This window comes from Candidatus Eisenbacteria bacterium (genome assembly GCA_016867715.1).
GTDB lineage: Bacteria > Orphanbacterota > Orphanbacteria > Orphanbacterales > Orphanbacteraceae > VGIW01.
Window position 1 is genome coordinate 1 of sequence record VGIW01000042.1, and the last position, 26735, is coordinate 26735.

Annotated in this window: 20 protein-coding genes; 11 read left to right on the forward strand and 9 right to left on the reverse strand. The window is 66.4% G+C overall.

Features of this window, described 5'->3' with window-relative positions; genetic code table 11:
* The first annotated feature begins 745 nt into the window (after positions 1 to 745).
* A complete protein-coding gene (locus tag FJY73_08600; GenBank protein MBM3320717.1) occupies positions 746 to 4261 on the forward strand; it encodes a hypothetical protein in 3516 nt (1171 codons plus the stop codon).
* A gap of 15 nt (positions 4262 to 4276) precedes the next feature.
* Here FJY73_08600 and FJY73_08605 read toward each other — a convergent pair whose 3' ends face one another.
* Together FJY73_08605 and FJY73_08610 are read right to left on the reverse strand one after the other, a co-directional pair.
* Complete coding sequence (locus FJY73_08605; protein MBM3320718.1) at positions 4277 to 4954, reverse strand: EamA family transporter; 678 nt, start codon at positions 4952 to 4954, stop codon at positions 4277 to 4279.
* Positions 4955 to 5189: 235 nt separating this feature from the next.
* Positions 5190 to 5630, reverse strand: coding sequence for a hypothetical protein (locus tag FJY73_08610; protein MBM3320719.1), 441 nt, complete (start codon positions 5628 to 5630; stop codon positions 5190 to 5192).
* 185 nt (positions 5631 to 5815) lie between these two features.
* Between FJY73_08610 and FJY73_08615 the strand changes: the two genes are divergently transcribed.
* Positions 5816 to 7111, forward strand: a complete 1296-nt coding sequence (locus tag FJY73_08615; protein MBM3320720.1) for a glycosyltransferase family 39 protein — start codon at positions 5816 to 5818, stop codon at positions 7109 to 7111.
* A 51-nt stretch (positions 7112 to 7162) separates the two neighbouring features.
* Positions 7163 to 8455, forward strand: coding sequence for a tetratricopeptide repeat protein (locus FJY73_08620; GenBank protein MBM3320721.1), 1293 nt, complete (start codon positions 7163 to 7165; stop codon positions 8453 to 8455).
* Between the two features lie 21 nt (positions 8456 to 8476).
* Here the strand turns inward: FJY73_08620 and FJY73_08625 are convergent, their stop codons facing one another.
* Both FJY73_08625 and FJY73_08630 read right to left on the reverse strand, forming a co-directional pair.
* A complete protein-coding gene (locus FJY73_08625; GenBank protein ID MBM3320722.1) occupies positions 8477 to 9187 on the reverse strand; it encodes an SDR family NAD(P)-dependent oxidoreductase in 711 nt (236 codons plus the stop codon).
* 367 nt (positions 9188 to 9554) lie between these two features.
* On the reverse strand, positions 9555 to 10562 hold the full coding sequence (locus FJY73_08630) for an XdhC family protein (protein MBM3320723.1): 1008 nt from the start codon (positions 10560 to 10562) through the stop codon (positions 9555 to 9557).
* 141 nt (positions 10563 to 10703) lie between these two features.
* Between FJY73_08630 and FJY73_08635 the strand changes: the two genes are divergently transcribed.
* The 4 genes from FJY73_08635 (at position 10704) to FJY73_08650 (ending at position 16031) form a co-directional block, all read left to right on the forward strand.
* Entirely contained in the window at positions 10704 to 11792 is a 1089-nt protein-coding gene (locus FJY73_08635) for a glycosyltransferase (protein ID MBM3320724.1), read from the forward strand.
* On the forward strand, positions 11789 to 12655 hold the full coding sequence (locus tag FJY73_08640) for a site-2 protease family protein (protein ID MBM3320725.1): 867 nt from the start codon (positions 11789 to 11791) through the stop codon (positions 12653 to 12655). The genes FJY73_08635 and FJY73_08640 overlap by 4 nt, the downstream gene beginning before the upstream one ends.
* A gap of 515 nt (positions 12656 to 13170) precedes the next feature.
* Complete coding sequence (locus FJY73_08645) at positions 13171 to 14874, forward strand: hypothetical protein (protein MBM3320726.1); 1704 nt, start codon at positions 13171 to 13173, stop codon at positions 14872 to 14874.
* A gap of 260 nt (positions 14875 to 15134) precedes the next feature.
* On the forward strand, positions 15135 to 16031 hold the full coding sequence (locus FJY73_08650; protein ID MBM3320727.1) for a hypothetical protein: 897 nt from the start codon (positions 15135 to 15137) through the stop codon (positions 16029 to 16031).
* A 67-nt stretch (positions 16032 to 16098) separates the two neighbouring features.
* Here FJY73_08650 and FJY73_08655 read toward each other — a convergent pair whose 3' ends face one another.
* Complete coding sequence (locus FJY73_08655; protein MBM3320728.1) at positions 16099 to 17076, reverse strand: hypothetical protein; 978 nt, start codon at positions 17074 to 17076, stop codon at positions 16099 to 16101.
* A gap of 201 nt (positions 17077 to 17277) precedes the next feature.
* Between FJY73_08655 and dapF the strand changes: the two genes are divergently transcribed.
* The 4 genes from dapF (at position 17278) to FJY73_08675 (ending at position 23226) form a co-directional block, all read left to right on the forward strand.
* On the forward strand, positions 17278 to 18126 hold the full coding sequence (gene dapF / locus FJY73_08660) for a diaminopimelate epimerase (protein MBM3320729.1): 849 nt from the start codon (positions 17278 to 17280) through the stop codon (positions 18124 to 18126).
* Positions 18123 to 19691, forward strand: coding sequence for a VCBS repeat-containing protein (locus FJY73_08665; protein MBM3320730.1), 1569 nt, complete (start codon positions 18123 to 18125; stop codon positions 19689 to 19691). Before dapF ends, FJY73_08665 begins: the two co-directional genes overlap by 4 nt.
* Before the next feature lie 31 nt (positions 19692 to 19722).
* On the forward strand, positions 19723 to 21711 hold the full coding sequence (recG, locus tag FJY73_08670) for an ATP-dependent DNA helicase RecG (GenBank protein ID MBM3320731.1): 1989 nt from the start codon (positions 19723 to 19725) through the stop codon (positions 21709 to 21711).
* 402 nt (positions 21712 to 22113) lie between these two features.
* A complete protein-coding gene (locus FJY73_08675) occupies positions 22114 to 23226 on the forward strand; it encodes an SUMF1/EgtB/PvdO family nonheme iron enzyme (protein ID MBM3320732.1) in 1113 nt (370 codons plus the stop codon).
* Between the two features lie 142 nt (positions 23227 to 23368).
* On the opposite strand, the gene FJY73_08680 is transcribed toward FJY73_08675, so the two are convergent.
* From FJY73_08680 to FJY73_08695, 4 genes are all read right to left on the reverse strand, one after another.
* The gene (locus tag FJY73_08680) at positions 23369 to 24529 is read right to left on the reverse strand and encodes an ATP-binding protein (protein MBM3320733.1); all 1161 of its coding nucleotides are present in this window, start codon (positions 24527 to 24529) and stop codon (positions 23369 to 23371) included.
* Between the two features lie 192 nt (positions 24530 to 24721).
* Complete coding sequence (locus tag FJY73_08685; protein ID MBM3320734.1) at positions 24722 to 25060, reverse strand: T9SS type A sorting domain-containing protein; 339 nt, start codon at positions 25058 to 25060, stop codon at positions 24722 to 24724.
* Positions 25061 to 25260: 200 nt separating this feature from the next.
* Entirely contained in the window at positions 25261 to 26445 is a 1185-nt protein-coding gene (locus tag FJY73_08690) for an ATP-binding protein (protein MBM3320735.1), read from the reverse strand.
* A gap of 149 nt (positions 26446 to 26594) precedes the next feature.
* Positions 26595 to 26735, reverse strand: a 141-nt coding sequence (locus FJY73_08695; protein ID MBM3320736.1) for a hypothetical protein, incomplete at its 5' end; no start/stop codon positions are given.

Genomic DNA, 26735 nt, shown 5'->3' on the forward strand with positions numbered 1-26735 from the left:
GTAGTTCCTTTCATATGTGAATGGTTCGTGGGGCGGGCTCTTCTCGGGCCCGCCCTTTCTGATTCTCGGACGGCGGGTCCCAGGCGCCCAGGTTTGTCTTGCTCCGGAGACGGGGGGCGGGGCAGAGCGGCGAGTTGCCGCGCGCCGCGCGCGGCATGTTTGAGCAAGCGAGCCCCGCCCCCGGCTCCGGAGCTTCCCGTCTTCGCTGGATCGGATCCGCCTTTTCCTGCTGCGGTTACCCGCCGTGGTTGCGTCGTCCCATGCGGAGACGACCTGGGCGCGTTCGGAGGCGTCCCCAAGGGGGAGGTCGGCCCGTTGAGCGGGCTCGCCCATGCTCTTTCCTGGGCGACCGACACATTGCGAGTCGGTATCGGATACCCTTTCGACACAAGTTTTTGATCCACGAGCGGAACACGTGTGAAGTTCCGTCCCTGGATCTTGCGATCTTGACCGATCTCATGTCAACGCATAACCGGGGGCAATTGAGCTGTGTATCCTTTTGCGGGAGAAGGGGATGAATGCATCCAGTCGGGTGGCGCGACGGGACGCCCGGCCGCCGGCGCGGCTGGAAGGAGTTGTGATGAAGGAAGTTACGAGTTCCTTCCCCGAGTGGCGAGACACAACATTCGCGTTGACAAGGGCTTAGCCGTCGTGATAGACTTCCGTCAGTGGGCCGCTTGTGGTCTCGGCAATTCCAGCGTTCTCCGGTGATTGCTTGCCCTCCCGGAGACTGCAGGAGGTCGGTTTGAGGCCGTCTGTTCTCCGGGCGATGCTGCTACTCGCCCTCTCGCCGTATTGTGCCCTCGCAGAGCGCGTGGAGGTCGGCTCGTTCCGCCGGGACGCGGAGGTCCGCCTCTTGGAGTCGAGCGAGGAGCGCATCCTCATCGAGGTTCTCGTCGGCGCCTTCGACATGATCCCCGTCGTAATCGACGGCGAAACCTTCCATCGGGTCGGCCTTGCCGGTGAGAGCCGCCTGTTCCAGGGTGGCCACCCGGATCTCCCGGCGATCGTGCGGAGCGTCGCGATCCCGAACGATGGGCGGATGGAGATTTCCGTCCTCGAGGCGGAGTTCGAGACGTTTGACGGAATCCGCGTGGCTCCTTCGAAGGGAATCCTCGATCGGGCGGTCGATCCTTCTTCGGTTCCGTATCTCTTCGGCGAGACATACGATCGGGACATCTGGTATCCGCGGGATCTCGCGCGGGCGGGAGAACCGTACATTCTCCGTGATGTCCGCGGGCTGTGCGTGACGGCGCTTCCGTTCCAGTACAACTCCTATCTCGGGACGCTGCGCGTTTACACGCGGCTCGTCATCGAGGCGCGCCTCGCGGGACCCGGCGGCGGGAATGAGATCGTCGGGATTCGGCGAGAGCGGACGAGCGGGGAATTCGCCCGGATCTACGACCAGCACTTCCTCAATTTCGAGCGGACCGCGTTTACTCCGGTCGGAGAGACTGGAGACATGCTGATCCTCGCGCACGATCCTCTCCTCGCCGACCTCGCCCCCTTGGCCGAGTGGAAGAACCGGATGGGGATCAAGACGACGATGGTCGGCGTCTCCTCCGTCGGCGTCGACTCGATCTCGGTTCGCGACTTCATCCAAGCATTTTATGACTCAACGAATCTGGCGTTCGTTCTTCTCGTCGGAGACGCTCCGCAGATGCCGTACCTCACCACGCTCGGCGTCGCGGCGGATCCCCGCTACTCGCTCGTCGCGGGGGAGGACAGCTATCCGGATCTCCTGGTCGGGCGCCTCTCCGCGACCACGTCCTACCAGCTCCGAACCCAGGTCGCACGGATCATCTCCTACGAGAGATACCCCGCGGAGGGCGGAGATTGGTATGGGCGGGCGATGGGCGTGGCGTCCGCCAACGGTCCCGGAGACGATGGGGAGCTGGACTGGGAACACATCGACGTCATTCGGGACCGGCTCCTCTCCGACGGCTACGAGACGGTCGACCGAATCTACGATCCGGGCGCGACCGTCACAGAGGTCATGGCCGGATTCGACGAGGGGCGCGGGCTCGTCAACTACTGCGGCGACGGGTCCCGCACGAGGTGGGTGACGAGCGAGTTCTCCAACACGCACGTGACCGCCCTCAGAAATTACGAGAGGCTGCCGTTCGTCTTCATGGTTTCCTGCGTCAACGGGGAGTTCACGGGGGGCACCTGCCTCGCGGAGGCGCTTCTCCGCGCGACGCACAGCGGGCTTCCGACCGGAGCGATCGGCGCCTACGCCTCGGCGTCCAGCCAGTACTGGGATCCGCCGATGGCGGCTCAGGACGAGTTCATCGATCTCTTGGTGAGGGACGAGAGGCGGACGATCGGAGGGCTCTGTTTCGGCGGTTCCTGCCGCATGATCGACGAGTACGGAACGCTCGGCGCGAGGATGTTCCAATCGTGGCACCTCTTCGGAGACCCGTCGGTGCGGATCCGCACCAAGGCTCCCGCGCGCATCCTCGTCGATCATTCCGACGTGCTTGATCGGACGGCGACGAGCATGACGGTGTCGGTCCCCGACGTGAGGGACGCTCTCTGCGGTCTCTCTCTCGCCGGCCGGTTCCTCGGATCCGCCGTCACGAACGCGAGCGGAGTCGCGGTGGTTCCGATCGGGAGCGCCTTGGAGATCGGTGACACGCTCGCGCTCACTGTGACGGGGCCCGACACGAAGACCTACGAAGGGACGATCACCGTCGTTCCGCATCCGGGGTGCGACGTCGAACCGTCCGGCTTTGAGATCTCCCTCGGGCCGGAAGAGACGGCCGATCTCGATCTCGTGCTCGCGAACAACGGGGACGACGCGTCCGTTCTCGAGTTCGCGATCGATGTCAATCCGCCGGGGCTGAAGAGCATCGCGGGATCCTCGATCGTCGCCGACGGGGCCTCGTATCGCCCCGGCACCACGTTCGACATCCGTTTCGCGATCATGAACGGGACGCCCGACAGCGAGTGGATCAAGAGCGCGGAGATCGATTTCCCACTCGGCGTCACGGTGAACTCGTCGACCGACTTCACGGTTGTCGGAGGCACGAGGAAGCTCCTCACGAACGGCGCGATGGGAGAAGGAGCCGAGGTGATCTGGAACGCGCCGGGCATGTGGGGCGAAATCCACGGCGGGGAGATCGCCGAAGCGGTCGTGAACGTTTCCGTGAGCGTGGACTTCTTCGACAAGATGAGGGTCCTTTGGGAGCTGAAGGGAGACGGATGGGGGGCTCCACCTCATGTTCTCTACGGGGAGATCGTGCTTTCTCTTTCCGGTCCGGCTCTCCTCCTTCACGCGCCGAACGGCGGAGAGATCGTGCGAAGCGGAGAAGATTGTCCGGTCCTTTGGGCGTCCTCTCCTGGGCTCGCCGAAGTCTCGATCGATCTCTCGGTCGACGGCGGGATGACCTGGCTTCCGATCGCGCCGAAAACAGAGAACGACGGGCTGTACGTGTGGAAGGTGCCGGCCGGCGCCTCGACGAGCTGCCTCGTGCGCGTCTCGAGCCCGGACGGATCGGTGTCGGACGCGAGCGACGACTTCTTCCGCATCACGGAGCCGATCACCTGGCTCTCCGTCTCTCCCTCGTCCGGGAGCGTCGCGGCGGGCGACGCGATCACGGTCTCTGTTCATGTCGACGCGAGCGGCCTCGATCCCGGAGACGAGGAAGCGATTCTCGTGATCACCCAAAACTCGGGGGACCCCGTCTCGGTTCCCGTATTCCTTCATGTAACGACGGTCGATATCGATCCGCGCCGCTCGAGGATAGAGGCGACGAACAACGTGCTTCTCTCCCCCGGTGGCGACGCCGATTCCACCCTGCGAATCGTCGTGACCGCGATCGACCCACGGGGCAAGCCGATTCCGGGCATTCCGGCCGGCGAGGTGGCGGTGCACGCCTCGGGCGTCTCCTCGATCGGGCAACAGATCCGCTTCTGCGAAACGGGGCTTCCGCACGCGTCCTTCTTCTCGTCGGCGCCGACCGATTCGGCCGGCCGCGCGGTTCTCGATATTCGACGCCTCGGAGGGTGCGGAACGCTCACCCTTCATGCCGCCGTCGAGGGGATCGAGCTCGTGCAGTCCGCCGTCGTGAACGTTCGGAGCCCGGATCTGAACGGCGACGGCGCCGTCGGGTTTCAGGATGTCTTCCTCTACGCTTCCTTTCTCAACGCGGGGACCGGCTACTGCGGCAACTTGAACGGCGATCCGAACAATCTCGTGAACTTCGCGGACACGGCGATCTTCATCGTCTTCTATTCGAGACAAAGCTCCTGCCCGTGAGGGAAGCGTCCCGCCTCATTCCGCTTCCAGGATGCGCGAGCGAGGCGTTCGCGCCGGCGCGCGCGCCACGAGGAAGACCCCGGCGAAGATGAGAGCCGCGCTCGCGAGCAGGCGAGGCGTCAGCGTATCGCGCCCGAGCGAGACCGAGAGAAGCGTCGCGAGCAGGGGTTGTAGATAGATAAAGAGAGCGACGGTCGACGAATCGACCTTCGAGAGTGCGTAGTAGTTCAAGAGATACGTGGTGACCGTCGCGAAGATCACGATCCACGCCATCAGCGCGAAGAGCTCAGGACGGATCGCCGACGGATCGAACGCCGCGAGGCCGGGCAAGCCGAACGCCGCGATCCCGAGCGCTCCCCAGGCCATCGTGTAGGCGGTCATGGCGAGAGGGGGGTGCTTCCGCACGACGTCCCGCGAGATCACGAGGAAGAGCCCGAAGGACCCCGCGTTGAGAAGCGTGAGAAGGTCGCCCCGCACCCAGCGCTCGTCGTAGGAGAAGTCGTGCACTCGAAGAAGCACGAGAACGCCGGAGAGAGCAAGAAGAAGCCCGCACACCTTGCGCGCGGAGGCGGTTTCCTTTCGGAAGACGAGAGCGAAGAAGAACGTCGCGACCGGAATCAGCGTGTTGATGAGCGCGGAATGGGAGGGGGTCGTTCGGAGAATCCCCTCGGTGAAGCAAAGCTGGTTGATCACGACCCCGAAGAGTGCGTAGAGCCCGAGGCGGAGAAAGTCGTTCCGCGCGACGTTCGCTCGCGGCCTGCGGAGTCGTTCGATCGCGAGGAGGAGAACCGCCGCGGCGAGGACTCGCAGGAACGCCCAGACCCTGGGCGGGACGACCTCGACGACCTCCTTCGCCGCGAGGTAATGGACGGCGAAGAGGACCTGAACGGCGAGAAGGGCGGAGAGCGTCCGCGCGCCCGAGCTCAGGCTACGGCTCCTTGAGAACGATGTCGTTCTTCCGGAGCCAGTCCTCGATCTCCTCGCGGATTCTCCGGTCGCGGAGCGCCAGCCAACGTTCTTCCTCGGAGGGATAGGAGACGAGGATCTCGCGGAAGCGCCTAAAAGCTCCCTTCCCCTCGATCCCCTCGATCAGGGTCTGCCGGAGCCGCTTGTCCTTCACCGTTCCGATGAACTCCTCCATCTCCGCATACCCCTCGCGCGAGGGCTTATGCGGGATGAGGAAGTAGCGGACATTTACGCCTGAAGCGATTCTTCGCGCGTCCTCCGGATTGCCTCCCCGCTCGATGAGATCGACGAAGATCGGGACGATCTCGCCCGTCTGAACGTCGAGGAAATAGCGGGCTTCCGCGGAACCTTGCTCGTACGCCCTGCGGAGCTCGTCCCAGCGAATGTTGACGTGATAGGCCACGCTCGACTCCTTCCTCGAGTTTCCTGGGATTCTAGCAGAAAGCTCCCAGGCGCGGAAGCGCGGCGTCCCCGGGAAGGAGGGCGGCGCCGCGCGTCTTGAGTCGTTTGGGTCCCTCCGCTATGATGAACGCGAACCGCTTCTCCGAAGGAAGCGCGTCTCGGGGACGCCGAAAGGAGGGATCCGCTTTGCGGTCGATCGCGCGCGATCGGGTCTTGCTCGGCATTCTCCTAATCGCCGTTCTTCTCCGACTCGTCTACGCGTTCGCGGTCTTCCCCGCAATCGGGGAGCGTCTCCATTGGAAGGGAGTGGACGACGGCTACGACGAGATCGCGCGCCATGTCCTTCACGGCCATGGTTTCGTCGATCGGCCGGGAGACATCCCGAACCTCGTGACGCCCCCGGGATACGTGTACTTCCTCGCAGCGCTCTACTTCGTCTTCGGCGAGGAGGTGAACGAGGGGTTCCGGATCCGGCTCGTGCAGCCGTTCCTGGACGGCGCGACCGCGCTTCTCATCTTCTTGATCGGAATGCGCGTGTTCAAGAACCGCCGCGTTGCGCTCCTCGGGTCGCTCGCCTGGGCGCTCTATCCGCAGGCGATCGTCTACAACGCGCGCGTCGCGCCCGAGGTTCTCTTCGTTCTTCTCCTCACCGCGATGGTGCTCTTTCTTCTTCGTCTTCGGTCGGAAGGGCGCCTCGGGGACGCGGCGGCGGCCGGGATCCTGTTCGGGCTCGCCGTCCTCGTGAAGGAGAAGGTGCTCTTCTTTCCGATCGTTCTCGCGGCGCTCGTCCTCGGTCTTCGATCGCTTGCCCCCGCGCGGCGCGTCCTTCTCGTTCTCGCGATGTTCGCCGCGGCGGCCGCCGTCACGGCCCCCTGGATCGCCCGCGGGCACCGCGCCGCCGGGACGTTCGTGCCGATCACGCTCCGGTCGGGGCGCGCCCTCAACCAAGGAATGAACGAGAGCTTCGCTGGGGCTGACGAGAGCCTCGTCCGCTTCTTCGAGAACCAGCCGGAGCGCCGCTGGAGAGACCTTCCGGCGGATTCGAAGGAAAGAGAAGAGAGGGCGAGAGAGAGCGCGCGCGAGGAGAACTCGCTCGTCGGCAGCGCGCTCGCTCGGATCGTGTCGGATCCGGGGGCGTTCGCGAGGGCGTTTCTCGTGAAGCTCGGCGCGTTCTGGTACTTCGGCCAGCCGAAGGTGCTCGCCGGCAACCTCCTCGTGCAGGTCCCGATCCTCCTTCTCGCGATCGCGGGCTACGCGCGGGGCTGGAAACGCTTCGATCTTCTCCCGTTTCTCCTGCTAACGCTGTATATGTGGATGATTCATGCGCTTACTATCGTCCGAATGCGCTACTCCCTTCCGGTCATGCCCGAGACGATCCTCGTCGCCTCCTTCTTCGCGATCCGCCTTTGGGAGAGAAGCCGAGCCGCCCGTTCCCCTTGCTCCGCGGCTCAATCGCCCCCACGGCCTGCCGATCCTCGGTAGGAGCGGTCTTCCGGGCCGCTCTCCCGGAACCGGGAACCGAGGGGACATTCGTTGCGATTCGGGCTCGTTCACGCCGTTTTTTGGTGCGCGCTCGCGCTCGCCGCGTCGCCGAACGCGCCGGGCGCGGCCTCGGCCATCTCCGATGCCGCGGTCTGGAACGACCGCGGGATTCGGCATTTTCAGGCGGAGGACTACCGGAGCGCGTGCACCTGCTTCGAGACCGCCTCCCGCCTTCGGCCGGACGAAGAGACGATCCGGTTCAACCTGGCGTCCGCTCACGCCCGCCTCGCGCTTCAGATCGCGCGCGGCCGGATGACTCGGCCCCTCTATGCGGAGGCGGTCGCCGAAGCGGAGCGCGCGGTCGCTCTCGTTCCGCATCACGCCTTCTTTCACAACGTTCTCGGGTTCGTTCATCAGGAGATGCGGAATCACGAGGATGCCTTTCGGGCCTTCGCGCGGGCGGCGGAGCTCGATCCGCGCGACGGCGGATCGCGCGTTCTTCTCGGGAATGCGGCCTACGAGCTCGACGATCTCGACGGGGCGATCGAGGAATGGCGGCGCGCGCTCGGTCTGAACCCCGAGGGGGGCGAGGTTCTGGATCGGATCGAGAAGGCGGATCGCGAGAGAAAGCTGGAGAAAAGCTTCCGAACGATCGCGAACGAACGATTTCGAATCCGGTACGATCCGTCCTTCCCGGAGGCGGAGCGACTTGCGCAAGGGATGCTCGAGATTCTCGAGGACGCGAGGCGGCATGTCTCCGCGGAGCTTTCCCGCCGGACGAACGGATCGGTGACCGTGGTGGTCTATCCCCCCGAGGAGTTTCGCGCGCTGACCGAAGGTCACGATTGGACGGGGGGGCTCTACGACGGAAAGATCCGCGTCCCGTTCCCCGCCTTCGAAGAGAGAGAGGAGAGATTCCGGGCGCTGGCGATCCACGAGTACGTCCACGCGGTGCTCTACGATTGGACCGACGGCCGCTGCCCCGCGTGGCTCAACGAGGGGCTCGCGCAGGTTCTTGCCGGGGAGTGGGATCGAGCCCGGGCGGAAGCGGCCCGGCGCATGGCGAGAGACTCCTCCTTCGTGCCTCTCCGGGATCTCGAGGAGTCCTTTCTCCGAATCGACCGTTCTCTCGTGGAACAAGCGTATCTTGAATCCTATGTGGTCGCCCATTGGATCATTGATACATATGGCATCACCCGTCTTCACGCGCTTCTGAACGCGTTCGCGCGCGGCGTCTCCACGGAGGAAGCTCTCCGAACGATTCTTCGCGCGACCGGCGAGGAGATTCTCCGCGAGGCTTTCGAGGAAGCGACGGCCGGGCTTGCGCTCGGCAAGGTACGCTAGGATTCCGCCCGGGTTGGAGTCCTAAAGTATCCCGTCGGGAGGGAGGATCGCGATCTCCTCGGTCACCGCCCCCGGCGGTTCCTCGGCGAGGCGGAGAATCGTCTCGGCGATCCGGCGCACGGGGATCATCCGGTTTCTGTCGAGTTCGCTCTCCACCGTGTCCCAGAATGAAGAGGCGACCGCGCCCGGAGAGACCACGCTCACGCCGACGCCCGTCCCCCTCAGCTCCTCGCGCGCGACGTTGGCGAGCGCGACGAGACCCGCCTTCGACGCGGAGTAGGCGGCGGAGCCTCGAAGCACCGCGCGCGCCGCGACCGACGAGAGCGCCACGATCCGCCCGCTCCCCTTCTGGATCATCCCGGGGATGGCGGCGCGCATGCAGAGGAACGCGCCGGTTAGGTTGACCCCGATCATCCGATCCCATTCGTCCGGCGGAACCTCGGCGAGAGAGGCGAACGATCCGACCCCCGCGGAGAGGACGATCGCGTCCGGGCCGCCTCCGTCCTCTTCGATCACGCGGACCGCTTCCCGCACCGCGTCCGGAGATCGGACGTCCAGCGGGAGCGAGACGATGCGGACGCCGGCGCGCGCGGAGAGACGCACGGTCTCCTCGAGGTCCGCCTCGGTTCGCGAGGAGAGGTAGAGGTCCCATCCGTTCTCCGCGAAGAGGCGCGCTGTCTCTCTGCCGATTCCGCGCCCCGCCCCGGTCATCCATGCTCGCCGCGCGCTCATCCTGCTCTCCTTGGCGGGCGCGCCGCCCACGCCGTGGGCGCGTCGCCGCGCCTTTCGTCCATCTCGTTGTCGGTTCGGCCGAGGCCCCGTCCCTCCCTCTCTCGGGAACTCCTTGTCCGCCGGTCGGATGCGGGATTCGTCCCGCGCGACCTTGCTTGGAACGGGTCTTGCCATTCCATCGAAACGCCGAGGAGAAGGGGTGCTCCTCGGGAGCGAGAACGACTGGGTGCTTGAACGAGGGAAGGGGGTGATACGGCTACCGGGACGGAACACCAATCGAGTGGGAAACAACCGTGGAAACCGCGGGAGGCGGCCGCGATGTCGAACGGGCAACCGGAAGACGCGAGCCCCAACGCCTCCCGCGGGCTCATCCCGGAACCCGCGTCGCGGAGAGAGAGCCCGCGCTCCGACCGAGGCCGTTCCGGACGGCGACGATCTCCGCCGCGATGCTGACCGCGATCTCCTCGGGCGTCTCTGAGCCAATGGCCAGACCGATCGGTCCGTACACCCGGTCGGCGAACTCCCGCTCGAGCCCGTCCTTGGAAAGAGCGCGACGGACCATCTCCACGCGTCTCCTCGATCCGATCATGCCGATATAGCGCGTCGGCTTTCGAAGAAGGGTGCGGAGAGCCCTCACGTCGGTCGGGTACCCGTGGCTGACGAGGACGAAGTACCCGGTCTCGCCTCCCGGAACGGTCTCGAGGATCACGCCCGGGTCTCCGTGACGGACCTCCGTCGCGAACGGAAACCTCTCCCGGTCCGCGAACTCCTCCCTTTCGTCGAGGATCGTAACTTCGAATCGCAGAAGAGAGGCGATCACGGCGAGCGCCTTTCCGATGTGTCCTCCTCCGACGATGATCATCCGATCGACCGGAGGGATCGTCTCGAGGAGGAGGCGCCCTCGGCTCTTCGTCCTCTCGATGAAACGCACGGAGGGCCCGGAGCCTCGGAGCGACTCGGACAGGACCGACGCCTCGGTCCCGCCCCAGACGACGGTCCCGTCCGCATCGGCCACGGTGAGAACGCGGCTCTCGACCGGGCCGCTCTCGACCAGCTCGCGCACGAGGAAGACCGTGCGGCCTTGCTCGCGAAGCCGAACGAGCGCGGGGAGCCATTCGCGGTCGCTCACGGTTCGGAGCGGCTCGACGAGGACCTCCATCGTTCCGCCGCAGACGGGCGAGGCGCCGGAGTCGGCGGGACCCGCGAGGTCGAGCCGTACGATCGCGGCCCGTCCGCTCGCCATCGAGCCTCGAGCCGCGCGCACGACCTCGTGCTCGCCGCACCCGCCTCCGACCGTCTCCAGCACGGATCCGTCCGGCCGCACCGCCATGTGAGCCCCCGCCTCGCGCGGGGTCGAGCCCTCGGCGCGGATCACGGTGGCGATCGCGACCGCTTCTTCCTTCTCGAGCGCGACGAGCGCTCCCCGGAACGCCTCGATCTCTTTCCTCCCCGCGGCACGCCGCGCCGCGCTTTCCTATGGTATCATAGCGGGACTCGCGACTCGGGAGTTCATCTGGTGCGCGTCCTCATCCTCTCGCACAACCGCTCCGACTCGGACGATGCGTACAACTACAGGCTCCGATCGCTGGCCGCCGCGCTCGAGCGGGCGGGGATCGGCGCCTCCGTCGCCTACCTCGGCGACGGGGCCCTCGGCAAGCCGACGTTCCTGCACGCGCTCAAGATTCGGCGCGTCCACGGAATCGGGACGGCGGATGTCTTGCACGCGGGGAGCGCCGCGGCGGCGTTCGCTGCGGCTTTCCTGCCGCGCGAGCGCCGCGGGCGCCTCGTGTTCGACATGCACGGCGACACGGTCGCGGAGGCGGAGCTCCGGGAGGGCGCGGGCGTCCTGAGACGCCTCCGTGTCTTCCAGGAGAGGATCAAGGAGCGCGCCGGGCTTCGCGCATCGTCGCGTGTGATCGTCGTTTCCGAGCCGCTCGCAGAAAAGGTTCGCGCGCGAGGGGTGCCTAGCGATCGCGTCTCCGTCGTTCGAAACGGGGTCGACCTCGATCTCTTCGCGCCGATCGATCCGCCTCCCTCGCGGGAAGAGCCGCTCGTCGCGTACGCCGGGCGTTTCGACGCGTGGCAAGGGGTCGACAATCTTCTCTATCTCGTCTCCCGTTCGGGTCGAGGCTTTCGCCTCCGCGTGATCGGTTTCGGCGACGAGGATCGCTCGATCGAGGAGAGGTTCGTCTCCCTCTCCGGTGGACAGGTCGAGAGGATTCGGAAGACGGACCAGAAGGGGCTCATCCCGCTTCTCGCCGAGGCGGATCTTCTTCTCATCCCGAGGGAGAGGAACGGCGCGACGGAGGTCGCGATGCCGACCAAGTTCGCCGAGTACCTCGCGCTCGGGAGGCCGGTTCTCCTCACGCGCGTCGGGGAGCCGGCGGCTCTCGTCGAGAAGCATCGGTGCGGAATCGTCGTGGAGAGCGGGGGAGAGGCGCTCGCGGGCGGGATCCGCCGCTTCGCCGCGCTTCCGCCCGAAGAGCGCCGCGCGATGGGAGCGCGGGCTCGGGCGCTCGCCGAGCGCGAGTTCTCGTGGGACGCGATCGGCGCCCGCTACGCGGCGTTTCTTCGAGAGCTCGTGGCGGAAGGGGGGCGTTCATGAGCAACCTTCCGCCTTCCTACCGTTCCGCGGGAGAGACGATGGAGTTCGATCCGGTGGAAGGAGCTTGGATCGTCCGTCCTCAACGAAAACCCTTCCCGACTCTTCACGCGCTTCTCTTCGTCCTTACGGTCGGTTCGACGATTCTCGCCGGCGGCTTCGCCTATTCCTTCTCGCTTCTCGGGATTCTTCTCGCCCACGAGATGGGCCACTACCTCACCGCCCGCCGTCACGGAATCCCCTCGACCCTTCCCTATTTCCTCCCGCTTCCGAGCACGATCTTCGGGACGATGGGGGCGGTGATCAAAATGGACGGCCGGAACGCTACGCGCCGGCAGCTTTTCGATGTCGGTGTCGCGGGTCCTCTTGCGGGGGTGGTCGTGGCGATCCCGATCACGTGGGTCGGGATCCGTCTTTCGAGCGTCGTCGGCGAGGGGAGCTTCGCGGGCGCGCTCTCGCTCGGGGATTCGATCCTCTTCTCGGCGCTGCAGCGCCTCGTCCACGGGCCTCTCCCCGAGGGGCAGACGCTCCTGCTCCATCCGATGGCGTTCGCCGGGTGGGCGGGGCTCTACGTGACCGCGCTCAACCTCGTTCCGGTCGGCCAGCTCGATGGAGGCCACGTGCTCTACGGTCTCTTCGGCCCGCGCGCGGCGAGGATCTCGCTCGTCGCCCTCGTCGCCTTCGCGCTTCTGGCGATCTCCACGTACCGCTACTGGCTCGTCTTCGTCTTCCTCATCCTCTTCTTCGGCTATCGGCATCCGCCGATGCTCGACGAGGAGGTCGGGCTCGACTCTCCGAGAAGGTGGATCGGCGCGGCGACGCTCGCCCTCTTCCTTCTCGTCTTCACGCCGATCCCGATCCGCTGATCGCTTGAATTAAGAATCGTTCTTGCATCGATCGAATCGCGACCGCGCGCGTCCCCCGTCGAGACGCCTCTCACCGTCCGATCTTGCCGCACGCCCCCGCCGGTTGTCGACCTTCCTCCAACGGACTCCTCCGGAGTACCCGGGGGCACCCGATGCGCGATCAAGCGCTCGTCTGTTCGCGTTTCGCATCCCCGGGGCGGTGCATCGCGCGAGGGGCGTGCCCCCTCTCTCCGAAGGGCCGGCTCGAGCGAGCGGGTGGCGCCATAACCCATTATCGAACTACAGCTTAGGATGAGTTCATTGTTTGAGCGGCGCGCATCCTTGGCACCGCGGTTGCGACTCTTCCCGACGTGTCGGGGGATGCCATGCCGAGAATTGCGCGCGCTTCTCTTTGCCTTCTCCTTCTCCTGCTTCCGGGGGGCGCCGGGCCGGCTGCGGCCGGCGCGGGCGGGCGAGAGGCTCTCTGTTTCATCACCCCGAGCGCCCCGTTGTTTTCCGACGAAGATCCAGCGTCGGTGGTCCGGGAGACGGGCGGGCACGTTCGGCACGTCTTCCCGGACGGAACCTGCCTCGCGGCGATAAGTTCGCTCGGGGCGGAGAAGGTCGCGAGGGGGCCGGGAGACGGACGGACCGTCCACTCCGGGCTGCACCCCGACCCGCGCACGCTCTCCGAGCGGATTTGGAATCGTCTTCTACTCTCGGCGAGGGATCCCCTCGCGAAGGTCGAAGCGGCCGGGAAGCCGCTCGTGGGCGATGCGCTCCTTCCTCCTCTCGCCGGCGCCAAGGCGGAGATCTCGCTCGGGCCGGACGGGGCCGGGTTCTGGGACGGGAGCGAGTACCTGCTGGGGAAGGTCGGCGTGGCGGTCGTTCTCGTCGAGTCGGACGGGCGCGCCGAGCCGTCGTCGGAAGATTGGACGGAGGAGGAGAAGCTCCTCGTCCTCTCGGGGGTCGTCGAGGCGATGGAGTTCTGGGCGTCGCGCGCGCCGTCCGGGCTTCTCTCGTTCACGTACGAGTTCCACACGGACGTGCCGGTTTCCGTGGAGCCGATCCGAAGGGCGCAACGCGAGGAAGGCGTCTGGATCGGCGAGGCGCTCGATGCGCTCGGGTTCGGCGGCGCGAACCGCTTTCAGGGGGCGCAGAATCTCGTGAACGACCTCAAGGAGCGCCGCGGCCTCGACTGGGCGTTTGCGGTCTTCATCGTCGATTCATCGGAAGATGAAGATGGAATGTTCGCGGACGGAACGTTCGCGTACGCCTATCTGGGGGGGCCCTACATGGTCCTCACCCTCGACAACGACGGTTGGGGGCCGGAGAACTTCGCGTCCGTGTGCGCCCACGAGACCGGACACATCTTCTACGCGCTCGACCAATACTACGCGGCCCACGTCCCCTGCGACCGCGTCTCCGGCTATCTCGGTTGGGAGACGCGGAACAGCCAGTACGGGTCGTGTCCGGAAAACGATCCCCGCTGCATCATGCGAAGCTCCCCGATCGGCGCGGCGACGATCAGCGAGACGGCGCGCGGGCAGGTCGGCTGGATCGACGCGGACGGCGACGGCTTTCCCGAGGCTCTCGGACGCCGCCCGACCGTGGAGATCCTCTCGCTCGGCCGGGGAGGCGCGGTCCGCGTCGATGGGAAGGCCGCGGTTCTTCCGCACCCGAACCGAAACCCGCTCGGTTACGGTCATTCGATCGCGATCGACACGGTTGCCGCGGTCGAGTATCGGATCGACGCGGGGCCGTGGGTCCGGGCGCTCCTCCAGGAGAGCGGGGTCCGCGGGGAGCCGCGCTTCTCGATCGAGGCGGCCGTTCCCGACTCCGGAGAACACCGGCTCTTCGTTCGCGCCGTGAGCGCGACGGGAAACGTCACCGATCCTCCCTGTTCGCTCACCGTTCGAAGGGGGGGTGATTCCCCCGCTCCCTCCGCGGATCGCGGGCCGGTGCCGATTCGCATCCTCGGCAACCGGCCGAACCCCTTCAATCCAGAGACGGAGGTCGCAATCGAGTCGGACCGCCCGCGCGAGGTTCGGGCGGCCGTGCACGACGCCGCGGGCGCCCTCGTGCGCGTCCTCTTTTCCGGCGGCGTACGCGAGGGGCGGACGGTCTTTCGGTGGGATGGGCGCGACGAGGCCGGCCGGGAAGCGCCGAGCGGGCGCTATTTCTGCCGCGTGGTCCACACCGAGGGATCCTCCGTCCTGCCGATGCTCCTCCTCCGATAGCCTGCACCGCGCCGCGCGACTCCCGGAAGGACCCGGCCGCATGAACGTCCATCCGTCAGAATCGCGCTCCTTGCGCGGCCGCCCGAGTGAGGGCCGTCTCAGCCCCTCCCTCCCCCGGCCCCCAGCCGAGAAGAGACATGCTGAGTTTCTGCCGGATGGAGGTCAACCCCCACGGGGGATCGCGATTGACACCGTGCGGCGCCGGGTGGTAGCGTTGCCAACCGGATGTCATCGAAAAACGTTCGATCGGGGGCTTGATCATGCGTTCTCTCGCGGTTCTTCTCGCGCTTCCGCTCGCTCTCCTCACGCTCTCGTGCGGCGGGGGGGAGAAGTTCGTTGATGCCGGTCTCGCCGATGCGATGAGCGGCGCGATCCCGAGCAAGACGGACACTTACCGTCTGACGTCGCCCGAAGTCCTGGCGGTGAAGGGGGACTTCGCCCTCCTCCGCGAGGGGATGGCGTACCAGATCTTGACGGCCGACGGGTTCGAGGAGATCTACCCGACCCTTGAGGGGAACCCGTTCAAGCTGCTCGTCCGCAAGTGGCGAAACCCCTACCCGCACCTCCGCCTCGAGGGCTATGAGCTCGGAGAGGAACGCCTCGACACGAAGTGGGTGCTCGGCGAGTCCGATCTCCCGACCCTTGTGGAGCATCGGCTCTACGACGTCTCCCTGTACGAGGCGGTCGACCCGGCCGCTTGGGCGGGGAAACTGCCGGCGGACATCGCGGGGAAGAAGATCTGGATGCCGGCCGAGGTGGAGTTCCTGGGGACCGAGGAGGTCGTGGAGGAGCGGGCTCCGGCGGTCGCGGATACGGCCGATTCCTCCGCGGGAGAGCCTGCGGCCGAAGAGGTCGCTTCCGCGGACGCCTCTCCGGACACCGGGGTCGTGAGCCGCGCGCGGGAGGTGCGGAGAACCGTGCGTCTGGACCAGTTCGCTCTTCGAACCGGCGGCCTCCTATTCCAGCTTTCGCCGATCCGCGAGGACGGCATCGCGCTCCTTCTCCGGGCGCTCGCCGCCGAGAACCGGACCCTCCCGCTCGGCGGTTACGTCTCCGAGATCAACCCGTCCCGTTCGGCGGGCGGGGGAGGCCCCGCGGGAACATTTAAGCTTGAATTGTTCGACTTCGGAGGAAAGTACGTTCTCGAACGGAAGTGATCGTGCTCGTCCGCGCGAGACGAAGAGGCGCCCGCTCCGGCGGGCGCTTCGCGTTTCGGAGGGAAGGCTAGGGAATCCAGTACACGCGCACTCCGAAATGATCGGCGAAGTCGCCGCCCGCGCCGTCTCCCGGCCCGTGCCCGTACTCGATCATCCCGCCGATGTGCGGATAGACCTCGTTCCCGATCCCGAACCCGAACGTGGGATCGCTCCGGTCCCGCTCCTCGTCCCAAACGTATCCGACGCGGATCGCCGCCGTTCCGGCGAGAACGGTCTCCGCGCCGATCCCCCCGCCGAAGCGTCTCCCGGCTTCGCCCTCCTTGCGGGGGAGAAAGTAGAGATCGGCGGAGCCGACCACGCGGTTCTGCCGCCCCGCCTCCCACTTCGTCGAGACGCCGGTTCGAAGGTAGAGGGGAAGGTTCGTCTCGGTCTCGCCGATGTCGTACGAAGGCCCGATGTTTCCCGCGGCGAACCCCCATCGCCACTCGAGAGGAAGCTTCCCGCGAAGAGCATGATCCCAAACCCGAAGGACGCTGGCCGCGAGCCCGGCGGTCGGGCTCCCGTCGAAGAGATCGACGTCCGCGCGATGTTGATATCCGAAGAGTGAAACGCCGGCCGCCGTCTTCGCGCCGACCTTCCGCCCGTAGGCGAGGAAGAAGGCCGGCTCGATGATGTCGACCCTGCGGATCGCGTCCCCGGATCGATAGAGCTGATCATCGTTCTGCCGGACGATGATCGCGATCCCGATCCCCCCCGCGCCGGGCCGCTCGCTGCTCGCGGCGAGCACGCGGTCGCGGAAGTCCTCGCTGTATCCGCTCACCTCGTCGTGCGGCGCGGCGTAGAAGAGCGCCCCTTCCTGAAACGCGAGCCCCGCCGGGTTCGCCCAGATGTTCGACGGATGCGCCGGGAGCGAGACGATCGCGTTCCCCATCGCGGATCCGGATGCGGTGCGGGAGAAGTAAGGGTGCGGTCCCGCCTCGAGGGCCGGCGCCTCTCGAAAGACGGCGAGAAGAAGGAGGGCCGCGAGCGGAAGGGCTCTTCGCATGACGCGGCTACCATAGCGACCGCCCGCTCGGCTGTCAACTGTACCTGGCACACTTCTCCCACTGTGTTGGGTACGCATCCTTGCGCCGGGCCGCTGGATCCGGTGCACCCCCCGACGGTACCTGGTACACATCCTTGCGCCGGGCGCGGAGCGCCGGTATGCTTGCGGCGAATCGACCACCTTCCCCGAGCGAGGCGGCGCATGCGCGTTCCCTTCACGAAGCTCCAAGCGCTCCGAAACGATTTCGTTCTCGTCGACGCACGCCGCGTTCCGGTCGCCGATCCCGCGGCGCTCGCCCGCGCGCTCTGCGATCGGAAGAGCGGCGTCGGCGCCGATACGCTCCTTCTTCTTCTCCTCTCCGAGGAGGCGGACGTTCTCGTGCGGATCTTCAACCCGGACGGAAGCGAGGGGGAGATGTCGGGGAACGGGACGCGGTGCGTCGCGTCGTACGTTCTCGCGCGCGCCGGCGGGGACCGCGTTTCCGCGACGGTCGAGACGGTCGCGGGCGTCTCCGGTCACCTTCTCGAGGAGAAGACCGGAGCGAGGTGCTTTCTCGCCTCGCGGATCGTCGCTCCGCGCTTTCGTCCCCCGGAGATTCCGGTTCGAGCGGAGGGGGACGAGGCGATCGATCTCCCGATTCGTCTTTCCGAAGAGACCATACGCGTCTCCTGCGTGAACATCGGGAACCCGCAGGCGGTCGTGTTCGAAGGATGGGACGACGCGAACTGGAAGCGGCTCGGGCGCGAGATCGAGAACCACCCGATCTTTCCCGAGCGGACGAACGTCGACTTCGCGCGGGTGATCGGTCCGGGCGAGCTTCACGTGGTGCTGTGGGAACGCGGCGTCGGCCCGGTGGAATCATCGGGGACGGGGGCCTCCGGCGCGTTCGCCGCCGCCCGGCGGAAGGGCCTCGTCGATTCGAAGGTGCGGGCGGTGATGCAAGGGGGCGTTCTCGCGATCGAGGAGGCCGAAGGCGCTTTACTTCTCAAGGGATGGTGCGAGGAGGTCTTCGAGGGGACGATCGAGACCGAGAGGGGAGGCCGCGCGTGAGGGATCTCCGCCTGTTCCTCGCTGTCGCCGCGCTCGCGCTTCTCCCCGCCGGGCCCGCCGCCGAGACGGAGAAGCCGAGCGCCGCCTCGATCGATCTCATGGAGAGACACGACGTCCGCTTCATGGGCGCCGACGCCGAGGACGAGCTCGGCGTGCAGGTCCGCTTCGGCGATCTCGACGGCGACGGCTACGACGAGATCATCCTCGGGGCGTGGCTCGCCGACGGGCGCCACAACAACCGGGCGCGGTCGGGAGAGGTCGCCGTCTACTTCGGCGGGCCGCGCGAGAAGGAAGGGAAGGGGTCGTGGAACGCGTCGGTGATCTACGGGGCGGAGTCGAACGACCGGATCGGCTCATCCGCCGACGTCGGCGATTGGGACGGAGACGGCATCCCGGATCTTCTCATCGGCGCGCGCTACGCGGACGGTCCCTCCGACTCGCTCCGGCCCCGCTCGGGCCAAGCGTTTCTTCTTCTCGGCGGTTCGGACGGAAAGAAGCGCGAAGTTCTTGACGTGAGAAAGACCCCGGATCTTCTCATTCTGGGGTGCGAGGAAGGAGATCGGCTCGGCCGGCGAATCCTCGTCGCCGATCTCGATCACGACGGAAAAGAGGATCTTCTCCTCGCCGCGGTCGGCGCGAGCGGGCCGAGAGGGGAGACGCGCGACGCCGGCGCGGTGTACGTTCTCTACGGGGATCTCCGCGACGAGATCGTCGGGATCCTGGATCTTTCGGTCATGAACCTTCCGGTTCTCTACGGCGGGGATGACGCGGACGCGCTCGGGAGCGCGATGGCGGCCGGCGACTGGAATGGAGACGGCGAAATCGATCTCTTCCTCGGATGCGGGTTCGCGGACGGCCCCGCGAACGGCCGGACGAACGCGGGAGAGGTGTATGTCCTCTTCGGCGCGCCCGGAACCCGCTTTGCGGGGGAGCGTGTGCTCTCGGATGGGAGCGAGTACACGATCTACGGCGCCGAGGCGTACGACGCGGCCGGAATCGCCGTCTCCGCGGGGGATCTCGACGGGGACCGTGTCGACGACCTCGTGATCGGCGCGAACCTCGCCGACGGCCCGAACAACGAGAGGGAGAACTGCGGCGAGGTATACGTCCTCTTCGGGAGCCGCTCCGCGGGGCCGGGGACGATGCTCGACCTCGCGCTCGGGAGGGATCTCACGATCTATGGCGCCGAGCGCGGAGACCAGGTCGGTTCGGTTCTCCATTGTTTGGATTGGAACGAAGACGGGTACGGCGATCTCGTGACCTCTTCACTCCTCAACGATGGACCCGGCGGGTCGCGGGTCGACGCCGGGATGTTGTACGTATTCCTCGGACGCCCCCAGTCGGACCTCCGGCCGATCGTCGATCTTCTGGAGCCGGAAGCGGCGGATCTTCGGATGCTCGGCCCGTCGGCGGGGGACAAGATCGCGACGCTTCTCGAGAGCAGCCGCTTGAGCGACCGCGTGTGCCTTCTCGCGGGGACGATGCTCGGTGACGGGCCGAACGACGAGCGGCGCGACGCGGGCGAGATCTACATCCTCCGGTGGAAGCCGGGGGACGGGAAGTAGACCGTTGGCGGGCGGGCCGATCGATCGTGGGGTGAGCGTGCGGACCCTCCCCGGGATTGGTCCCTCGCGCGCGGAAGCGCTCTCTCTCCGCGGCGTCGTCACGGTCGGCGATCTTCTCCGTCTCCTCCCGCGCGAGTACGTTCTCCCCGGCGAGAAGCGATCGGTCGCCGAGGCGCGCGCGGGGGAGACGGTCGTTCTCGATGTCCGCCTCGATTCGATTCGCGCCCTCCGTCGCGGGTGGCGGGTGACCGCGGTCGAGGGGATCCTCGCCGACGCGACCGGCTCGATCCGCGCGCTCTGGTTTCACGCGCCGTATCTCGCCAGGAGCTTGAAACCGGGGGCTCGCCTTCTCGTCAAGGGGACGCCGACCGGATCGCCCCCCGCGCTTCTTCACCCCGAGTTCGAGACGATCCGGAAGGAGGAGGAGCGGGAGTTCGAGCGGATCGTGGCGCGCTATCCGGCGATCCCGAGCCTCCCGCCGCGCGTTCTCCGAAAGGCGGTCCGCCGCGCGCTCGAACACGTCGGCACCCTCGACGATCCGCTCCCCGAGGATCTCCGCGCGCGCCTCGGCTTCCCGGAGATTCGCGAGGCGCTCCTCGCCGCGCACCGCCCCGAGGCGATCGAAGACGCGAAGCGGGCGCGAAGACGCTTCGTGTTTGAAGAATTGTACCGCCTGCAATCGGCGTTCGCCGTCTCGCTGCGCGCGAGGGAGCGCGCGCGGACGCCGCACGTGCTCGCGGGGGCCTGCCCTCTCTTCTCCCGCTTCCTCGAGGCGCTCCCTTTCCGCCTCACCGCCGATCAGGAACGAGCGATCGAGGAGATCCGCGCCGATCTCGAATCGGGACGGCCGATGGAGCGGCTTCTCGTCGGGGACGTCGGGTCGGGGAAGACGGTCGTCGCGGCGGCGGCGATCGCGTCGGTCGTCGGGGGCGGCGGGCAAGCGGCCCTTCTCGTCCCGACCGAGGTCCTCGCGCGCCAGCACGCCCGCGCGCTCAAAGAGCGCTTCGGCCCGCTCGGCATCGAGGTCGGACTCCTCACGGGTGATCGTTCGATGTCGGAACGAAAGCGGACCCGCGAGCGGATCGCGGAAGGAGACCTCGCGCTCGTCGTCGGGACGCACGCGCTTCTCGAGGAGGCGACCCGCTTTCGGAACCTCGCGCTCGCGGTGGTCGACGAGCAGCACCGTTTCGGCGTGCGTCAGAGGGCTCTTCTCCCTGCGAAGGGGGAGCGCTGTCACTTTCTCCTTCTTTCGGCGACGCCGATCCCGCGTTCCCTCGCGCTCACGCTCTACGGCGATCTCGATCTCTCGGTGATCCGGACGCTCCCGCCGGGACGGCGGCCGGTCTGGACGAAGCGCCTCGAAGGGCGCGGGGCGATCGAGGGGTACCGGCATCTTCGCCAGCGGATCGACGCGGGCGAGCAGGGCTTCGTCCTCTTTCCGCTCGTCGAGGAGAGCGAGGCGAAGGACCGGCGCGCCGCCGTCTCCGCCGCGGAGAAGCTCGCGAAGGGTTTCTTTCGCGATCGGCGGGTCGGTTGTCTCCACGGGCGTCTTCCGGTCGCGGAGAGGATCGAGGTCGTCGATCGGCTTCGCGAGGGAGCGATCGACGTGCTCGTCGCGACCACGATCGTCGAGGTTGGGATCGATCTCCCGCTTGCGACCGTGATGATCGTCGAGGAGGCGGATCGCTTCGGGCTCTCGCAGCTTCATCAGATCCGCGGGCGCGTGGGGAGGAGCGATCTTCCCTCGTCGTGCTTTCTCGTGACGCGCGGTCCGATCACTCCGGAAGCGGAGGAGCGCCTCCGCGCGATCGAGAGGACGAACGACGGCTTCCGCATCGCGGAGGAGGATCTCCGCATCCGCGGGAGCGGCGAGCTTCTCGGAGAGAGACAGCACGGGTCACTCGGCCTCGGGGCGGCCGACCTCGTCCGCGACATCGATCTTCTCGAAGCCGCGCGCCGCGAAGCGTTTGCCCGCGTCTCATTCGCCGGTGATCTTCCCGAACCGATTCGGGCGGGGTAGAGAGCGCGCGCGGGATTGTGTTCCCACTTCGAGATTCCGCGGCGCGGCACCGAGATGTCCCGGAAACCCTCGACACGCCCGGATGCGTGTGATACACTACGTTCCGGAAAATCGATCGGTGATTTCTCATGCCGAGAAGCAAATACAAGCCCAGCCATTCCGGACGGACGTCATCGAACCGCGTCCGTCGCGTCCGAGGAACGTGCAGCCGTGCCTGGTACGGAAAGCTTCTCATGGGGCGCGGTCCTCGTCGAGCGTGGGGAAGCTTATGATGAATAGGATTGAAGAGAGAAGGGCGAGCGAACGAAGAGGAGAGAGACCGATGCTCCAGCCCATCGAAGTCGCGAGTGCTTCCTCAAAATCTATTCTGGTGACTTCCGGTTGAAACCTAAGGAGGAACACATGCTTACCAGAACCAAAGTGCGCACGAGACGGCCGGCAAATCGGAGGCGAGACTTCTTCGCGGTGCTTGGCGTCTTCCTCCTGACCGTCGGCCTCTTGACCGCGATCCTCGGCTGCCGGGAAGAAGCGCCGAACGAAATCCAAAGAGCCGTCGGGATCGAAGAACTCGAAACGGCCAGGAAATGCACGGAAGCCGGCTCCCGGCCGTTTCCGCCACCGGAGATACTGGAGAGCGATTACGATCCGAACATTGCCCTGAGACCTCCGCCGGTGGTCTCGGTCCCCGTCGGGACGTTCACGATGGGGGATGGGGCCGCGTTTTGCGGGATCGACGAGCGCGAGGTGACGCTCACCCATCCGTTCGACCTCGGGCAGTACGAGGTGACGAACCGGCAGTATCGGGACGCGCTCCAGTGGGCGTACGACGAGGGCTACGTGACGGCGACGTCTTTGTCTGTGAACGACAACCTGGACGGGAGCACGGTTCGGTTGGTCAATGTCGGGAGCAGCTACAGCCGGATCAAGTTCAATGCGGGGACGTTCACGGTGACGCCGGGGAAGGAGAACCACCCGGTGGTGGTGGTGACTTGGTACGGGGCGGCGGCGTACTGCGATTGGCTGAGCCTGCAGGCCGGCCTGGCTCGCGCGTATAACCACTCGACGTGGTCGTGCAACGGGGGAAATCCGTACACGGCGGCGGGGTATCGTCTTCCGACGGACGCGGAGTGGGAGTATGCGGCGCAGTACGACGACGAGCGGATCTATCCGTGGGGGAACGAGGCGCCGGATTGCAGCCGGGCGAACTACTGGGGCTGTCTCTCGGGGGAGTACCCGCGGACCGCGGCGGTCGGCAGCTATCCTGCGGCGCCTGCGTCGCTCGGTCTTTACGACATGGCGGGGAGCGTGTGGGAGTGGTGCAACGATTGGTGGCAGTGCGATCTGGGAACCTCTCCGGCGACGGATCCGACGGGGCCGGGTACCGGCTCGTATCGGGTGTTGCGTGGGGGCTCGTGGGGCGGCAACGACAACTACCTGCGCTGCTCGGCCCGGTACGACGTCAGCCCGTCGCTCGCGCCCAACTACGTCGGGTTCCGGGTGGCCCGCAGTCAGTAAGATGGGTACTGGATTCTGGTTTGCTGGATTCTGTATTCTGACATGGGGGTCCAGGGGGCGAAGCCCCCTGGCCTTCCGCCGTTTCGGTGCCGGTGGTATTCTTGCCCCCGAATGGAGAAGAGAGGAAGGGAACTCTCGGTCCCTAGGTGAGAATCGCTCCGCCCCAGAGCCTTCGTAGGAACTCCCGCCACGGAAGGACGAGGATCTTCTCGTGCACGCGGGGCGCCCGCTCGTTCGAGACGAGGATCGCGCGGCGCGGCCGGTATTCCTCCCTGAACATCTGAAGCGACCGGAACTCGGCTCGATCGACGCGCGAGGAACCCTTCACCTCGATCGCGACCTCGCCCCTCGCGAGGACGAAGTCCACTTCGTGCCCTTGCTTTGTCCGCCAGAAGTTCACGTCGTAAGAAAGTTCCTTGTACGATCGGTGCGCGAGAATCTCCATCAGGATGAAATGCTCGAGCGCCCGCCCGAACGCTTCCCCGCGCTCTTCTACGATGCGGCGTTTCGTGAGGACGCCCACCACCCCGACATCGAACAGATAGAACTTCCCCGCCTTGGAGATCACCCGTCGATCCTGCCGTTTCTTGAACGGCTCGATCATCGTTCCGAGAAGAGTGTCGACCAGGATTTCGTAGTATCCCTTCACCGTCTTCGCGTCGACGCCGGAGTCGCGGGCGATGTTCGCGTAGTTCGTGAGCTCGCCATGCGAATAGCCAACCGCGTCGAGGAAGCGCGAGAATGCCGGCATGTTGCGCGTGAGACCCTCGTCAAAGACCTCCTCCTTGAGGTAGTCGCGCACGTAGGCCTCGAGTGATTTCTCGTAGGCCGCGTCGAGGTAGTGCGCGGGGATCATCCCTCGATTGAGCGCGATGAGAAGATCGAGATCCTGAACCTCGGCGGACACGAGGGGATGCAGCGTATATCTCCACGCCCGCCCGCCGAGGAGGTTCGCGCGTCCCCGCTTCAGCTTCCTCGCGCTGGAACCGCAGAGGATGAAGCGAAGTGCTTTGTTTTCGATGAGCCCATGGATCTCGTCGAGAAGGCGGGGGACTTTCTGCACCTCGTCGATGAGGACGGGATGCCGGAGCCTTTTCGGGTCCGCCGCCTCGATCCGTTCGCGAAGAAGAGCGGGGCGCTTCGTGAGTTCGAGCAGGAGATCCGTATCCAGGAGATCGAACCGGAGGCTCTCCGGAAACATCGTTCGAAGGAGGGTGGTCTTTCCCGTCTTCCGTGGACCCCAGAGAAATGCGGACTGGCGCTTGGGGAGACAGAGACGGAGAAGGCGGGGGAGAACGGCCATTCGGGAACATCCTCCATATTGGTCGGACTATTCGGGAGTATCGTCCGTTTGGGCCGTGCGGTCAAGCGCTCGATTTGGGGGATTTGGGGGACACCCTACCGATTTCGCCCCGCCCGCGATCGGGATAAGCCGGAAGTCGTGCCGAAATCGGTATCATGTCCCCGAGTTTGCCAGGCGTCCTCTCTTTCATCTTCATCGAATGAGGTGCAGGCGGACGGTCTCCGTCGTGCTTCCTGACCGAAGCTCGGCGAAGTAGATGCCGGAGGCGGCCTCCTCGCCGCCGTTCCCTCGCCCGTCCCACGTTTCTTCGTATGCGCCGGCGGGGAGCGCCTCATCGAGAAGAACACGCACGAGGCGACCCGCGAGATCGTAGATCGCGAGGCTCGCGCTTCCGCTCTCGGGAAGATCGAAGCGGATCCGCGTGGTCGCGTTGAAGGGGTTCGGCCGCGCGCCGTGGAGACGCACGCTCGCGGGGACGCCGCCGCCGAGAGGAGCGAGAAGGTATCGGGTACTGAGTGAACCCAGGAGCATCGTCTCTCTTGGCCGAGGAAGCCGCAGTTCCGATGGCAGCAATCGGGGAAACGCGCCCTTTTCCGAATGCGTGATCGCGAGAAGGAGCGTTTGTCACCAAAGAGAAAGGGCACGCGCCCCCGCAATGACCGGGCACGAGCGCACAAGCCGGCATCGAGCGGATCTCCATGTGTTCCGGAAGGCGCTCCCTGGGTTGCCGGCTAATCGAGCTTCATCTCCTTCAGGAAAATCGGCCACGGGAGAGCGCGAACGCCGGGCGCGATCGCGCGGGATGGAGCGCAGGCTCGCGGCGACTCGTGAACCACGAAGAGGTCGATGCGGCTTCTCGCACCGCGCCGCGCCTTCCACGCCTCGGCGAGACGGAGCATCGGGGCGGCCATCGACGGGACCGCCGTCCGCGAGGCCTTGGCTTCGATGAGAGCGAACCGGCCCCCCTTCATCGGAACGAGGAAGTCCACCTCGAGTCCCTGTTGGTCGCGAAACGTGTAGATCTCAGGGCGCCGTCCAGCGTTCACCTGTGCTTTCACGATCTCGGCGGCGAGGAAACCCTCGAAGACCTCGCCGAGGAGCGGCGATTTCCGAAGCTCCGCTTCCGTGTCGATGCCGAGGAGGTGACAGACCAACCCCGAATCCGCGAGGTAGAGCTTGGGCGACTTGACAAGCCTCTTCCCCAGGTTCTCGAAGAAGGGGGGCACGAGGACGATCTGCTGGGTCGCCTCGAGGATCCGAAGCCACGCCGTGATTCCGGGAATGCTCATCCCGAGCGGGGCGGCAAGATCGGTCTTGTTGAGAATGCGGCCGTGCCGCGCGGCGAGGAGCGCGAGGAACCTCCGGAAGGCGGCCAGATCTTGAACGGCGGCGATCGAGCGCACGTCTCTTTCGAGATACGTCTGGAGGTAGGAACTGAACCAGAGAGACGCCGCGCGGGGCCTCGCGAGGACCTCGGGATAGCCCCCGCGGAGGATCCCGACCTTCGGATGCTCGCGCACCGACATCGGAAAGAGGTGGAGAACGGCGGCCCTTCCCGCCATCGACTCGCTCACGTTCCGCATGAGCCCTGCCTCGCGCGAGCCGGTGAGGAACCAACGGCCCATCCGGCGTGGGGCTCGGTCGATCCGCGCTCGGACGAAGTTGAAGACCTCGGGGACGTTCTGGATCTCGTCGAGGATGGCGGGGAGCCGCACGTCGTCGAGGAACCCTTGCGGGTCGGATCGGAAGCGCGCGACGAGATCCGGATCCTCGAAGAGGTAATACCCGGCGTCGGGGAGGAGATGGCGAAGAAGGAAGGTCTTTCCGGCGCGACGGGGTCCCGTGAGAACCACCGCGGGAAAGTCCCGCGCGGCGGCGAGGACCCGGCGCTCGAGCTCGCGACGCACGTACCGCATGACTGAGAAATCTAAGGTGCCGCCTTAGAAAACTCAAGAGGGAAATCGGGGGGCAGGGACCCTTTCTTGCTTCGACGGCTCACCGGCGTGGGGGTTCCCAATCGTGCGCTCGTCATCGAACGAGCGAAAAAGGCCAGGCGTCCCCTCTTTTATCGGATCAGATGCAGCCGGACGGTCTCCGTCGTGCTTCCGGAGCGAAGCTCGGCGAAGTAGATGCCGGAGGCGGCCTCCTCGCCGCCGTTCCCTCGCCCGTCCCACGTTTCTTCGTATGCGCCGGCGGGGAGCGCCTC

Excerpts from the sequence above, each read along its gene's own strand:
- FJY73_08625 (MBM3320722.1), bottom strand. The coding sequence starts at position 9,187 with ATGAGCGCGCGGCGAGCATGGATGACCGGGGCGGGGCGCGGAATCGGC.
- FJY73_08640 (MBM3320725.1), top strand. The coding sequence starts at position 11,789 with ATGAGCAACCTTCCGCCTTCCTACCGTTCCGCGGGAGAGACGATGGAG.
- FJY73_08650 (MBM3320727.1), top strand. The coding sequence starts at position 15,135 with ATGCGTTCTCTCGCGGTTCTTCTCGCGCTTCCGCTCGCTCTCCTCACG.
- FJY73_08655 (MBM3320728.1), bottom strand. The coding sequence starts at position 17,076 with ATGCGAAGAGCCCTTCCGCTCGCGGCCCTCCTTCTTCTCGCCGTCTTT.
- dapF (MBM3320729.1), top strand. The coding sequence starts at position 17,278 with ATGCGCGTTCCCTTCACGAAGCTCCAAGCGCTCCGAAACGATTTCGTT.
- FJY73_08675 (MBM3320732.1), top strand. The coding sequence starts at position 22,114 with ATGCTTACCAGAACCAAAGTGCGCACGAGACGGCCGGCAAATCGGAGG.
- FJY73_08680 (MBM3320733.1), bottom strand. The coding sequence starts at position 24,529 with ATGGCCGTTCTCCCCCGCCTTCTCCGTCTCTGTCTCCCCAAGCGCCAG.
- FJY73_08685 (MBM3320734.1), bottom strand. The coding sequence starts at position 25,060 with ATGCTCCTGGGTTCACTCAGTACCCGATACCTTCTCGCTCCTCTCGGC.
- FJY73_08690 (MBM3320735.1), bottom strand. The coding sequence starts at position 26,445 with ATGCGGTACGTGCGTCGCGAGCTCGAGCGCCGGGTCCTCGCCGCCGCG.